This is a genomic window from Burkholderia sp. FERM BP-3421 (assembly GCF_028657905.1).
In the GTDB taxonomy this organism is placed as follows: Bacteria; Pseudomonadota; Gammaproteobacteria; order Burkholderiales; family Burkholderiaceae; genus Burkholderia.
The window spans coordinates 1,601,678-1,613,746 of the sequence record NZ_CP117782.1 but is presented as its reverse complement, the minus strand read 5'-3'; the positions used below and the strand labels follow the sequence as shown (position 1 = coordinate 1,613,746).

The window sequence follows — 12,069 nt, the reverse complement described above, 5'->3', positions numbered from 1 at the left end:
GCGCGCGGCGATGCGGTCAGCGCGAACGGCGGCGCGGCTTGGCGGCCGGGGCTTCCTCGCTGACGCCGACCATGCGCAGGCACACGGCGGTGACATCGCGCGCGAACGCGGCGCTGTCGGTGTCTCGCGCGGCGATCGCGTCGTCGGTGACGCCGTGCACGCCCGTGTAGATCAGGAGCGCGGTGATGCGGGGCTGCGCCAGCTGCCACACGCCGGCCCGCGCGCCGCCGTCGAGAATGCCTTGCAGCTGGTCGAGGATCGCGTTCTTCTCCGGATTGCTGCGGTCGTGGTGATGATGGTTGGTGTAGACGATATCGTGGGTGCGATAGGTCTCGATGTAGGCCTCGATGCTGGTGCGGATCCAGGTGCATAGCCGACCTAACCAGTCGTCCGGGGCGCAGGCGTCGACGGTGTGCTCCAGGCGGCTCAGGTATTGCGCGGTATAGCGCCGGCCCATCGCCTCCAGCAGTTCGTTCTTCGAGGCGAAGTAGTGGTAGAAGGTGCCCTTGGCCACTTCGGCCAGTTCGACGATCTCGTTGATCGTCGTGGCTTCGACGCCTTTCTCCAGGAACAGCTTTTCGGCGGCCGCCATCAATTCGTCCAACCGTACTTCGGCCGGCTTGGTGCGGGGGGGCTTGGGCGTTTCCTGCCCGCGCTGGCTGGTTTTGTGTCTCATCGTGCTGTTAAGAAAGCGGGTGTGCGAAAGTCAGGAGTCTAGGCCATGACGATAGTGCCACCAATGGTTTCATATTTGACCGACCATCGGTCGAATGTGGGATGCGGCGCAAAAAGCGAATTGTTACTGTGCGTTACGGTACGGCCGGGCGGCGCCGGACGGGGTGTTCAGGCCTGCTGCGCGGGGGCCGCCATCCTGAGCAGCAGGCGGCTCGCGACGGCGGCCGCGCCCACGTTGAACAGCATGCTGTAGACAAACGCGCTTTGCAGCTGCGCGAACATGGGCAGATCCGCCAATTTTTCCAGTGTCAATTGCATGATCGTGCTGACCGCGGTGACGCCGAAGGCTGCGCCCACCTGTTGCAGGGTGGAGAGCACGCCGGCCGCCATGCCCGCGAAGCTGTCCCGCACGTTGGCGAGGACGATGTTGAGCATCGGGGTCATGACCATGCCTTGCGTGAGGCCCAGCATGAACAGCACCGGCAGCAGACGCCAGGGCGACTGCTGGATGGGAAGATACCGCACCGCCAGGATCAGGGCCGCGAAGCTCGCGGCATAGGCGGCCGCGCCGACGAACACGCAGCGCGGGCCGTGGCGATGGATCAGCTTCGGCATCAGCAGCGACGAGACCGAGAAGCCGACGCTCGTCGCCACGTAGACCATGCCCGCCTGGAACGGGCTCAGCTTCAACCCCGACTGGAGCAGGATCGAGAATGCCAGCGTGAACGAGCCGGCGGTCGCGTAGATGCACATGACCAGCAGGGAACCCTTGACGAACGACGCGTCCTGCAGGAGCGCCATGTCGATCAGCGGGGTGCGGCCGAGGCGCGCATAGCGGGATTCGTGCAGCGTGAACCCATACAGCGTGCCGAGACCGGCCAGCAGCAGCGCGTAGCTCCTGAAGTCCCAGCCCCACGCCGAAATCATCAGCAGGGGCAGCAGCGCAGCCGAGATGCCCACGCTCGACAGGATCACGCCGCCCCAGTCGATGGACTGGCCGCGCGCGGGCGAGGTGCCGCGCAGGGCGCGGGAGAAGTACAGCGCCACGATGCCGATCGGGAGGTTGATGAAGAAGATGCTGCGCCACTGCAGGTCGAGGAGGTTGAGGGAGATCAGCAGGCCGCCCAGCACTTGCCCCGCGACGGCGGCGAGCCCGAGCGTCATGCCCAGGTAGGCGAAGGCCCGGCCCGCGCCGGCCGCGTCGAAATCCGAGCGGATGCTGGCGTAGATCTGCGGGAACAGCAAGGCCGCGGACAAGCCTTGCAGGAAACGCGCGGCGATCAGGCATTCCGCGTTCGGGGAGAGTCCGCAGAAGATCGACGAGACCGTGAAGCACACCATGCCGATCCGGTAGGTGCGGCGGCGCCCCCACAGATCGCCGAGCCTGCCGCCCGTAATGAGCAGGAGACCGAACGACAGTTCGTAGGCGACGATGATCATCGTCAGCTGGATATAGCTGGCCTGCAGGGAATGCTCGATGTTGACGATCGCGATATTGACGACGAAAAGATCAAATATCGTCACAAAGCCTGCAAGCAGAAGGGCGAACAGCGCATACCGCTGCTGATGGATCATGAGTTCCTCGATTCGGTGATGCGTGCGCCGGAAGCCGGCCGGGCATGGCCGATCCGGGGCAGGTGGGCATTTGCGTTTAATTGACCGACGGTCAGTCGGATGCTAGGATGATAGCGACTCGCGACGATGCTGTCATCGTCGGCGTCCGGATCGCGCGGGATGAAACCGGGGTTCAGGGCGGAATCACGTGTGATGGATCGAGTTCGGTGAACAATCGCCATTATTAATATGGAGTGCAAATAAACAAGGCGGCGTTGATTCGCCAGTGTCGTCCTGGCGGGCAGGTTGAATGGGCCTGAATCAGGGCGTCGTGGCGCGCAAGCCGCGATGCGTCACTTTGCCGGGCGCGACGTGAGCCCGGCACGGTGTTCGGGCTTCGGTGCGGTTGCTTTCCTGACTCGGCGACGGGCATGCCCAAGGTTCGAGGTTCGAGGTTCAAGACGAGGCGCCTGCGCGTGTCGGAGCAGGGCGTCGCGCGTGCCGGGCGTGCCGCTGTCGATCCGTCGCTTCCCGGTGCGCCGAGCGTCCGGCTGCGAAGCCGGTTGCCAGTTCCAAAACTTCCGGAGGTGGTGGAATGATGAGCCCAAGAATCGGAATCGTAGGCGCGGGGCATTTGGGCGTCGCGATGGCGTCACGTTTGATCGCGGTCGGATTCGACCGCGGGCGCATCTGGCTCGGCCATCGCGGATCGCGGTCGTCGCATGCGATCAGCGTCGCGGCCGGCATGGCGGATCGTCTGGCGCATGTGAACGAAGTCATCCGGTATTGCGACGTGCTGCTGTATACCGTCCGCCCCGCGGACTACGCGATGATCTCCGCCTACGCGCTGCGCGACGGGCAGTCGCTCATTTCATTCCTGGCCGGCGTGCCGCTCGAGAAACTGCGCGATGCCGCCGGCGGTGCCGGCTCGGTCACGCGCGCGATCATCAGCGCCCCCGACACGATTGCCTCGGGGCGGTCGCTCGGCGTGGCCTATGGCGAGGCGGATGCGCCGGCGCGCGCGCTGTTGGGCGAGATGGGCGCGCAACTGCTGGACGTGTCGTCCGAGGACAAGTTCGAGCCGGTGACGGTTCTCGGCACGTGTCTGCCGTTCATCCTGATGTACTGCGATCACCTGAGGATCACGGTCGGCGACGACGACATCGTGCACTGCGCGGCGGCGTTCGGGCTCGGCGAATGGCGCGGGATCATCGATTGGGCACAGCGCGTGAAACCCGTGACGGCAAGTGCGCAGGACCTGACGTGCTACATCGGCCGCGCCGCGACGCCGGGCGGCGTGGCGGAAAGGATCATGCGCTCGCTCGAACGTCACGGCGATTTCGCGAGGACCGTCACGGAAAGCGTCGAGCACGCGAAGTCGCTGGCGTTTCCGTGAGCGATGCCTTTTCCTGAATATTCAGGAATCCGCATGTCTCGGCGCGATGAGGAAGAGGGGCGGCGTGTCGGTCGAAACAGGGTGTCCGGCCGGGCTGTCGCGCGTTGACGGCGTTGCCCGGACGTCGGGCCCGGCTTGCTCCGACTGGAACGTTGGGCGGCATTCTTTTATTTTTTGATTGACCGACGGTCAGTCGAAATATAGCATGAAGACTGGTCCACGTTCCTCTCGATCTGCCGCCATGCACAGATATCGACTTCCGGCCTTGATTGCCGCCGCCTATCTCGGGACGTTCCTCGCGACGCTCGACATCAGCATCGTGAACGTCGCGCTGCCGACGCTGCAGGCCGCGTTGCATGCCGACCTCGCCGGGTTGCAGTGGGTGGTCAACGCCTACGCGATCGCGCTGTCGGCGCTGATGCTGTCGGCGGGGCCGCTCGGCGATCGCTACGGTCACAAGCGGGTGTGGCTCGGCAGCGTGCTGCTGTTCGTGTTCGGCTCGGTGCTTTGCGCGGTTGCCGGCCGGCTCGACACCTTGCTCTGGGGGCGCGCGATCCAGGGCGTGGCCGGCGCGCTGCTGATCCCCGGCGCGATGCCGATCCTGACCCACGCGTTCCCCGAGCCCAAGCAGCGCGCCAAGGCGATCGGCGGCTGGTCGGCGTTCAGCGCGCTCGCGCTGATCTCCGGCCCGTTGCTCGGCGGCCTGCTGGTCGAGCATGTCGGCTGGGAAAGCGTCTTCCTCGTGAACGTGCCGTTCGGGATCGTGGCCGTGCTGCTCGGCGCTTGGGGCATTCCCGAGCGCAAGCATCCCGATCATGCGGCGTTCGATCCGCTGGGGCAGGTGCTGAGCATGGTGTGGCTCGGCATGCTCAGCTACGGCCTGATCGAGATCGGCGAGCACGGGGCCGCGCCCGACAAGGTGCTGATGCCGCTGGGTATCGCGGGCGTCGGCTTCATCGCGTTCGTGTGGGTGGAGCTGCGCGTCAGGCGTCCGCTGCTGCCGGTCGAGCTGTTCCGCAACCGCACGCTGGTGCTCGCCAATCTCGCTTCGTTCGCGCTGGGTTTCTCGGGGTACAGCAGCCTGTTCTTCATGTCGCTGTTCCTGCAGCAGGCGCAGGGAAATGCGCCCGCGCTCGCGGGTTGGCATCTGATGCCGCAGTTCGTCGTGACGGCCGTCGTCTCGCTGCTGTTCGGCCGGTTCGCCGCGCGTTTTTCCCTGAAGGCGCTGATGGTCGCGGGATATGGCCTCGTCGGGGCGGCGCTGTGCGCGATGGCGTGCTTCAGCCCGTCGACGGCCTATCCGACGATCGGCGCGGTGCTGGCGGTCCTGGGCCTGGGCATGGGCCTCGCGGTGCCGGGCACCGGCATGCTGGTGATGGGGCATGCGCCCGCGCCGCGCGCGGGGATCGCGTCGGCCACGATGAACGCGTTGCGCCAGACCGGCATGAGCCTCGGCATCGCGATACTCGGGAGCGCGATGAGCCTGCATGCGGTCAGCGCGATGACGCTGTCGGCGGGCGCGGCCGGCGCGCCCGATGCCGCCGGGCTGGCGCGGCGCGCGGTCGTCAATCATGCGCTGCCGGCCGGACAGCCCTGGATCGCGGATCTCTATCGGGCCGCGATGGCCAACGGGTTCACGCTCGCGATGCTGTGCGCCGGGCTGGTGTGCCTGTCGACGGCGTGCGCGTTGTTCCTCTTCCACGCCGAGCAGACCGCGCCGCGTGGGGTTGCGGCAACCTGAGCGCGGCGCTTGGGCGCGGCCGCCTTGCCATGACGCTGTCGTGGCCGGCCCGGCGGATGGTTTGCGAGTGATTGCGCCGCGCGGAGGCATCGACGCTCGGCTTCGACCGCGGCATGTTCTCGTGATCGCCGCATCCGCCCGTGCGCGGGAACCGCGCCGCAACCGAGGTGCTGTCGTTATTTCGCGCGATGGCGCAGCGGACGCGGCCCGAGGCAGCGGCCCTGAGGGCGAAACCCCGAGGACGAAACCCCGAGGACGAAACCCCGAGGACGAAACCCCGAGGACGAAACCCCGAGGACGAAACCCCGAGGACGAAACCCCGAGGACGAAACCCCGAGGACGAAACCCCGAGGACGAAACCCCGAGGACGAAACCCCGAGGACGAAACCCCGAGGACGAAACCCCGAGGACGAAACCCCGAGGGCGAAACCCCGAGGGCGAAACCCCGAGGGCGAAACCCCGAGGGCGAGACCCCGCGTCAGTCCCCGAGCGCGCGGTAGCGGAATCGCTCGCCATCACGCTCGACCCGCCCGCCCGACTTGAAATGGGCGGGGAACAGCACGATGTCGGTGCCGGCGAGTTCGTGCAGGAGCGCGGTGCGGACCTGCGCCGCGAGCGCGCCGTCCCAGTCGAAATAGAAGTGGACGTCGGGGCGCACGAACTGGATCGGATGATGCAGCACGTCGCCCGAGAACAGCGCGGTCGGGCCGCCGCTGCACGCGTGCAGCATGCAGTTGCCGGGCGAGTGGCCGAACGCCGGGCGCAGCCACAGGCCGTTGCCGACCTTGCCGAGCAGCACTTCGTCGCCTTCCACGAGATCGGCCTGGCCCGCGTCGATGACCGGCAGCACGGAATCGAGCCACGGCTCGCGGTCGAAAACCGGGGCGTCGGGGCGTCCGATGTGCTCGACGTCGCGGCGGCCCATCACGTAGCGCGCATTCGGGAAGGTCGGCACCCACCGGCCATTGTCGAGCCGCGTGTTCCAGCCGACGTGATCGACGTGCAGATGCGTGCACATCACCATGTCGATGTCTTCCGGCGCGACGCCGGCGGCATTCAGCCGGTCGAGCCAGGGCGTGTTCAGCCGGTGCACGAAGTCGAGCGAGCGGTCCTTGTCGTTGCCGTTGCAACTGTCGATCAGGATCGTCTTGCCGCCGATCCGGACGAGGTAGCTGTGCACGCTCATTCCGCAATGCGCGTGCGCGGGGTCGGGCGACAGCGCGTCGTCCCAGTACCAGCGTTTCAGGTGTGCGAGATCGGCGGCCGTCACGCCAGGGAAGTAGGTTTCGACGGGAAGATTCATCTCCATCTCGATGATTTTCCGAACCGCGAGATCGCCCAGCATGATTGGCTGCATGTTGCCTGTCTCCTGTTATGTGCCGCGATGGGGCGACTTCGCCCGGCGGGCGTGGGGAACGTGCTGCTGCTACGGATGCGGATTGCGAGGCGCTGCTTCGCGCGGGGAGGCGGGCGCGGGACGGCGCAGGCGGGAACGGCGGAGGCGCGGGGTGAATCCGTGCCGGTTTCGGCAATCATCATACATGTGGCGCGGCATGGTCGGCTGCGGTACGGTGCATGGCGGCGGGCAAGGACGCCGGGGCGCCGGACGGAGCGGGCGGACCGCGTCGCGCACGGTGTCCGGGCGGTTCGTCGCCGGTGCGGCGACACGCGCGAAGCGCATCCGCATTCCCCCATTCATTTCCCGAATCCATTTCCTGCCCAAGAAGCCGGGAACGCATCTCTGCCCGGAACTCGACGCGCTGCTGCGCCATGGACTGCGGTGCGGCAACACCCTGGGCGACGGCCCCGTATATGCCGGCTGGCCGGTGAGGGGCGCGGTGTTCGCGGCCTTGCGCCAGGCGCTCGACCGCGCCTCCGTCGCACGGTTTCCGCAGGGGCGGCACACGATCTGCGATGACCCTCGCTATGGCTGGCACGACGCGTGCCGCTGCCTTCTGCGCGGCGACCTGCTGGCGGCGGGGCAGACGAGGCCGCCGGTGGCGTGAGACGCGCGCGGTGCCGGCGCGGGGACGTCGGCAGCCGCCGACGCTTGCCGGCGACCATGACCGATGCCGCCCCTTTTCGCCCCGTATATCCCGATCTCGATGAGTCAAGATATGAGAAAACCTGATCAATTGAGGCAAGAAATATAAATATACGTCACGCTTGATGGCTGGCACCATGTGCGCGCTTCCGGGATAGTTCGTCATGCCAATGGTGTGACATGAATCGGTGGAAGCCGCGCGCAGCGGGGCCGGATGCCGGCGACGCGACCGCCCGCTCCGATGCGGCGGTCCGGCGCTCCGGCGGTCCCACCCGGCCCCGCGGCGCGGATCACGCAAACGGCGTGCGCGGGTCCAACGGCGCGCGCCGTCACGATGAAAGGCTGAACAATGGACGACATGAACAAGCAAGCACCTCACCCGGACGCACGCACGCCGTCGCGCACGCGCCGGCAATTCATCGGCGGGGCGGCGACGCTGGCCGGCGCCGGCTTCGCCGGCATCCTGACGGGCTGCCTCGGTGGCGGCCAGGATGCCCAGGCCGCGACCGGGTCGGGGGCGTCGTCCAGCAGCACGGCCACCGCCGCGCGCCCGGCCTACCTGATGCCGAGCGAGGATGCGCCGCATGCGGCCACCTGCATGGCGTTCGCGTCGGCCGAAGCAGGCATCTGGACGCCCGTGACGTCGAGCAGCACCAACGCCGGCATCGATCGCGTGCAATCCGACCTGATGGACGTGGCGAAGGCGGTCGGCGCCTATGAGCCGGTATCGATGCTGGTGCTGCCGTCCGATCTCGCGATCGCGCGCAGGCTGCTCGCCGCGCCGAGCGACGCGAATCCCGACCTGCACGCGAAGTACCAGGCGCGGCCGGCCGGGACGGGTGGCGTCACGCTGGTGCCGCTCGCCGACGGCTTCGACGATTTCTGGACCCGCGACACCGGCTGCGTGTTCGTCAAGGCGCGCGAGAAGGGCGGCGCGGCGCACGCGGTGGATTTCAATTTCAACGGCTGGGGCAACGCGAACACGGACGGCCTGATCTCGACGGGCGGGCGGCTGCGCCGCACGTCCGACGTGCCCGGGGCGGCGCTCGCCGGCAGCAATCGTTCGAAGGCGGGGGTGTTCTACCAGCCGTTCGCCAACGATCGCAGGCTGGCTGCCTGGATGGCGGCCCGGCACGGCGCGCCGCTGATCCGCAGCACGCTGACGCTCGAGGGCGGCGCGATCGAGGCCGACGGCGAAGGGACCGCGATCCTCACGGAATCGTCGGTGCTGCACGTGAACCGCAATCCGCAGCTGTTCCGCATTCCGGGCGGCGACGTGCGCCGCGCGACGCTGCTGCCGACCGCACGCGACACGGTGCGGCTCGAACTGCAGCGCACGCTCGGCATCGACAAGATCATCTGGCTGCCGGGGACGGCGATCTACCCGCGCGGCTGCGGCGCGGGCGCGGCGCCCGGCGCGGCGACGCCGGACGCGGAAACCGACATCACGAACGGTCACGCCGATTTCTACGCGAAGTTCATCGCGCCCGGGGTCGTGGCCTATGCGTCCGATCCCGCCAACGCCACGGGCGAGCGCGCGCTGATGCGCGAGAACCTGAAGCACCTGACCGGCCAGACCGACGCCGCCGGGCGCACGCTGCGGCTCGTCGAGCTGGCGGCGCCGGCCGATTACGGCATGTCGGGCGACGTCGAGCTGAATCGCAGCCAGATGTCGAACTTCGCGGCGGGCTACATCAACTTCTATCAGTGCAACGGCGCGTTCGTCTTGCCGAAGTTCAACGACCGGGCCGCCGACGCCGCCGCGGTGCGCGCCTTGCAGCCTTACACGGGCGGGCGGGCGATCGTCCAGGTCGACATCCTCGGCATCGCCTCGGGCGGCGGCGGGCTGCACTGCGCGACCCGCGAGGTGCCGGCCTGAGGACGCCGCGCGCCGGGAGGCCGGCGCGCGGCGCGCGTCATGCGTGGTCCGCCGGCGCGGCCTCCACCGCCGGCGGCGCGCCGTTTCCCTGCGCGCACAGCCAGTCGAACGCAGCGGCTACCGCCCGCGAGCGCGGCGTCTTCGCGACCCGCGAGATCCACCATGCCGCGCCGGGCACGCGCGGATACCCGGGCAGCACCGCGAGCCGCCCCCGGTCGATTTCATCCTGAACCAGCAGGCGCGGCAGGCAGGCGAGGCCGTGGCCGCGCAGCACCGCGTCGAGCGCGAGGCGCTGGTCGTCGTAGATGGTCTTGTTGCCGAACGTGGCGAGCTGCTCGCGCAGGATGGCCGCCGTGTCCTCGCGGACGATGTCCTCTTCCAGGCAGACGAGATCCGCGTGCGCATGGTGTTCTGCGACCGGCACGCCGGTGAGCCGCGCGGCCAGCGCGGGCGCGCACACGGTCACCCGTTCGTCGTCGAGGAAGGGAATTTCGAGCAGTCCGGGCTGCATGAGCGGGCGCTGGCCGATCGTGATGTCGACGTCGATCTCGTCGACATAGCGCGCGCTTTCATCGACCGACAGCAGCGGGCACAGTTCGGGAATCGCCGCGCGCATCGCCGCGAGGCGCGGCTGCAGCCAGCCGTGCGCCAGCGGCGCGGGACAGACCAGCACGACGAGCCCCGGCGTGAGATAGGTGCCGATGCGGCCGAGCCCGCTGCGCAGCGTTTCCAGCGAGCGCTGCACGCTTCGCTGCAACACCTCGCCGCCCACCGTCAGCTCCACGCCGCGACCGACCCGGCGAAACAGCGGCTGGCCCAGTTGTGCTTCGAGCTGATGGATCTGATGGCTGATCGCGGATTGCGACAGATGCAGCTCGTCGGCCGCGCGCGAGAAGTTGCCGTGGCGGGCGGCGGCCTCGAAGCCGATCAGCAGTTTCAGCGACGGGATACGTGTCATCGAGATATGAATGAAACTGATTGATTAAGCCAAGAAAGATCAATTTTCATCAGGTTTCGATGCTAGCACAAGGGCTCATCCATCATTCATGAGGAGCGGGACCGATGAGTCGTTTCGATGCGCGTGAGGCCGGCTATCGCATGCCGGCGGAGTGGGAGCCGATGGCGGCGACCTGGCTCGCGCCCGACACGCTCAGCGCGTTCCGGAAGGAAACCGGCATCCAGGTGCGCCACGACGCCTACGACAGCGACGCGACGCTGCAGGCCAAGTTGATGACGGGCGACAGCGGCCACGACCTCGTCTGGCCGTCGAACGACTTCATGGCGCGCCAGATCCAGGCCGGCGCGTTTCGCGAACTGGACCGCCGCCGGCTGCCGAACCTGCGGCACCTCGATCCCGCGCTGCTGCGGCTCGCCGCCCAGGCCGATCCGGGCAACCGGTACGGCGTGCCGTACATGTGGGGCACCGTCGGCGTGGGCTACGATCGCGCGAAGCTGAGCGCGATCCTCGGCAAGGATCTGCCGGCCGACAGCCTGGCGCTCGTCTTCGATCCGCGCTCGCCGCGCGGATCGCCGCGCATTGCCGGATCGGCTGGCCGGACGCGGCGAGCCTCGTGCTGCCGCTCGCGCTGCGCTATCTCGGCCGCGATCCCGTGCATCCGGGCCCGGCCGATTATGCGGCGGCGGAGGTGATGCTGATGAAGGTCCGGCCGTCGATCGCGGTGTTCGTCAATTCGTCGGACGCGCACGAGCTGATCGACGGCGAGCTGTGCGTGACGATCGGCTACTCGGGCGCGATCACGCTGGGCGCGGAGAAGGCGCGGCGGCTCGACGCCGCGCGCGATATCGTCCACGACCTGCCCAGGGTCGGCACGCTCATGTGGTTCGACAGCATGGCGATTCCGAAGACGGCGCGGCATCCGGACAACGCGCACCGCTTCATCGACTACATCCTGCGGCCCGACGTCGTCGCGAAGATCTCCAACGCGAGACGCTACGCGAACGCGAACCGCGACGCGCTGCCGTACATGGATCCGGCGCTCGCGCGCAATCCGCTGATCTATCCGGGCGAGACGGTGCGCCGGACGCTGTTCACGCCGGAGGCCGAGGCGCCCGCGCTGAGCCGCCTGCAAGGGCGGGGCTGTGGACGCGCGTGAAGGCCGCGCTGCCGTGACGCGGGCGGGCGCTTACAGCGGCTTGGCCGCGACGGCGGCCGACGCCCGCACGAAGTTGCCCGCGCCGAGGTGGTGGATGGTGTGCAGCGCGGCGTTCGCCTCGTCGAAGCGCCAGCGGCCCTGGCTGAACACGCGCGCGTCGGCGGCCACCGACACGATCTCGCCGAAGCAGGTGTCGTAGGCGTCCTCGGTGTGCGCTTCCGGGATCAGCCGGCACTCGAACCACGCGGCGCAATCGGTCTCGATCACCGGCACGCCGAGCACGGGGCCGGGCGCGGCGCCGATGCCGTAGCGCGCGAACTTGTCGAACTCGCGCCCGCTCGCGCCGCCGACCGCGTAGGTCAGGTCGATCGCCGCCGCGCCGGGCAGGCACACGCCGAACCGGCCGCTCGCGGCGATCAGCTCGCGCGTGAAGGTGCGCTTGTCGATCACGATCGCGATGCGCGGCGGCGTGAACTCGACCGGCATCGACCAGGCGGCGGCCATCACGTTGCGGCGCGCGCCGTCGGCGCTGGTGACGAGCACCGTCGGGCCGTGGTTGATCAGGCGGCTGGCGTGTTCGAGGGCGACGGGCTGGAAATGGGTCATGGCGAGGCGGGGCGGCGGCGGGTTGAACGGAGCGGGTCGATTGTATGCCGAAGCGCGCGG

11 protein-coding genes are annotated in these 12,069 nt (G+C 68.4%); 6 read left to right on the top strand and 5 right to left on the bottom strand.

The genetic code is table 11. The features are described 5' to 3' along the window. Positions 1-16: 16 nt before the first annotated feature. Together Bsp3421_RS23120 and Bsp3421_RS23115 are read right to left on the bottom strand one after the other, a co-directional pair. Positions 17-676 (bottom strand): TetR/AcrR family transcriptional regulator, encoded by a 660-nt coding sequence (locus Bsp3421_RS23120; RefSeq protein WP_274003761.1) that lies wholly within the window; start codon positions 674-676, stop codon positions 17-19. 167 nt (positions 677-843) lie between these two features. Continuing rightward, positions 844-2,250: an MFS transporter gene (locus Bsp3421_RS23115; protein WP_274003759.1), complete on the bottom strand. Its 1,407-nt coding sequence runs from the start codon at positions 2,248-2,250 to the stop codon at positions 844-846. 625 nt (positions 2,251-2,875) lie between these two features. Between Bsp3421_RS23115 and Bsp3421_RS23110 the strand changes: the two genes are divergently transcribed. Then, on the top strand, positions 2,876-3,625 hold the full coding sequence (locus Bsp3421_RS23110; RefSeq protein WP_274003758.1) for a ProC: 750 nt from the start codon (positions 2,876-2,878) through the stop codon (positions 3,623-3,625). 241 nt (positions 3,626-3,866) lie between these two features. Further along, the gene (locus tag Bsp3421_RS23105) at positions 3,867-5,366 is read left to right on the top strand and encodes a DHA2 family efflux MFS transporter permease subunit (RefSeq protein ID WP_274003756.1); all 1,500 of its coding nucleotides are present in this window, start codon (positions 3,867-3,869) and stop codon (positions 5,364-5,366) included. Between the two features lie 478 nt (positions 5,367-5,844). Here the strand turns inward: Bsp3421_RS23105 and Bsp3421_RS23100 are convergent, their stop codons facing one another. After that, entirely contained in the window at positions 5,845-6,723 is an 879-nt protein-coding gene (locus Bsp3421_RS23100) for an MBL fold metallo-hydrolase (protein ID WP_274003755.1), read from the bottom strand. Positions 6,724-6,907: 184 nt separating this feature from the next. Here Bsp3421_RS23100 and Bsp3421_RS23095 point away from each other — a divergent pair, with 184 nt between their 5' ends. Continuing rightward, positions 6,908-7,372, top strand: coding sequence for a hypothetical protein (locus Bsp3421_RS23095; protein WP_274003753.1), 465 nt, complete (start codon positions 6,908-6,910; stop codon positions 7,370-7,372). A gap of 396 nt (positions 7,373-7,768) precedes the next feature. Beyond that, complete coding sequence (locus Bsp3421_RS23090; RefSeq protein WP_274003751.1) at positions 7,769-9,289, top strand: agmatine deiminase family protein; 1,521 nt, start codon at positions 7,769-7,771, stop codon at positions 9,287-9,289. Between the two features lie 37 nt (positions 9,290-9,326). Here the strand turns inward: Bsp3421_RS23090 and Bsp3421_RS23085 are convergent, their stop codons facing one another. Beyond that, positions 9,327-10,247 (bottom strand): LysR family transcriptional regulator, encoded by a 921-nt coding sequence (locus tag Bsp3421_RS23085; protein ID WP_274003749.1) that lies wholly within the window; start codon positions 10,245-10,247, stop codon positions 9,327-9,329. A gap of 104 nt (positions 10,248-10,351) precedes the next feature. Between Bsp3421_RS23085 and Bsp3421_RS23080 the strand changes: the two genes are divergently transcribed. Further along, positions 10,352-10,939, top strand: coding sequence for an extracellular solute-binding protein (locus Bsp3421_RS23080; RefSeq protein WP_274003748.1), 588 nt, complete (start codon positions 10,352-10,354; stop codon positions 10,937-10,939). Next, complete coding sequence (locus Bsp3421_RS23075) at positions 10,861-11,403, top strand: extracellular solute-binding protein (protein ID WP_274003746.1); 543 nt, start codon at positions 10,861-10,863, stop codon at positions 11,401-11,403. The genes Bsp3421_RS23080 and Bsp3421_RS23075 overlap by 79 nt, the downstream gene beginning before the upstream one ends. A gap of 30 nt (positions 11,404-11,433) precedes the next feature. Here the strand turns inward: Bsp3421_RS23075 and Bsp3421_RS23070 are convergent, their stop codons facing one another. Beyond that, positions 11,434-12,009, bottom strand: a complete 576-nt coding sequence (locus Bsp3421_RS23070; RefSeq protein WP_274003743.1) for a flavin reductase family protein — start codon at positions 12,007-12,009, stop codon at positions 11,434-11,436. Positions 12,010-12,069 lie beyond the last annotated feature (60 nt).

What these genes read in the sequence shown, in the direction of transcription:
- Bsp3421_RS23120 (WP_274003761.1), bottom strand. Translation starts at nt 676, where the DNA reads ATGAGACACAAAACCAGCCAGCGCGGGCAGGAAACGCCCAAGCCCCCC.
- Bsp3421_RS23115 (WP_274003759.1), bottom strand. Translation starts at nt 2,250, where the DNA reads ATGATCCATCAGCAGCGGTATGCGCTGTTCGCCCTTCTGCTTGCAGGC.
- Bsp3421_RS23110 (WP_274003758.1), top strand. Translation starts at nt 2,876, where the DNA reads ATGGCGTCACGTTTGATCGCGGTCGGATTCGACCGCGGGCGCATCTGG.
- Bsp3421_RS23105 (WP_274003756.1), top strand. Translation starts at nt 3,867, where the DNA reads ATGCACAGATATCGACTTCCGGCCTTGATTGCCGCCGCCTATCTCGGG.
- Bsp3421_RS23100 (WP_274003755.1), bottom strand. Translation starts at nt 6,723, where the DNA reads ATGCAGCCAATCATGCTGGGCGATCTCGCGGTTCGGAAAATCATCGAG.
- Bsp3421_RS23095 (WP_274003753.1), top strand. Translation starts at nt 6,908, where the DNA reads ATGTGGCGCGGCATGGTCGGCTGCGGTACGGTGCATGGCGGCGGGCAA.
- Bsp3421_RS23090 (WP_274003751.1), top strand. Translation starts at nt 7,769, where the DNA reads ATGAACAAGCAAGCACCTCACCCGGACGCACGCACGCCGTCGCGCACG.
- Bsp3421_RS23085 (WP_274003749.1), bottom strand. Translation starts at nt 10,247, where the DNA reads ATGACACGTATCCCGTCGCTGAAACTGCTGATCGGCTTCGAGGCCGCC.
- Bsp3421_RS23080 (WP_274003748.1), top strand. Translation starts at nt 10,352, where the DNA reads ATGAGTCGTTTCGATGCGCGTGAGGCCGGCTATCGCATGCCGGCGGAG.
- Bsp3421_RS23070 (WP_274003743.1), bottom strand. Translation starts at nt 12,009, where the DNA reads ATGACCCATTTCCAGCCCGTCGCCCTCGAACACGCCAGCCGCCTGATC.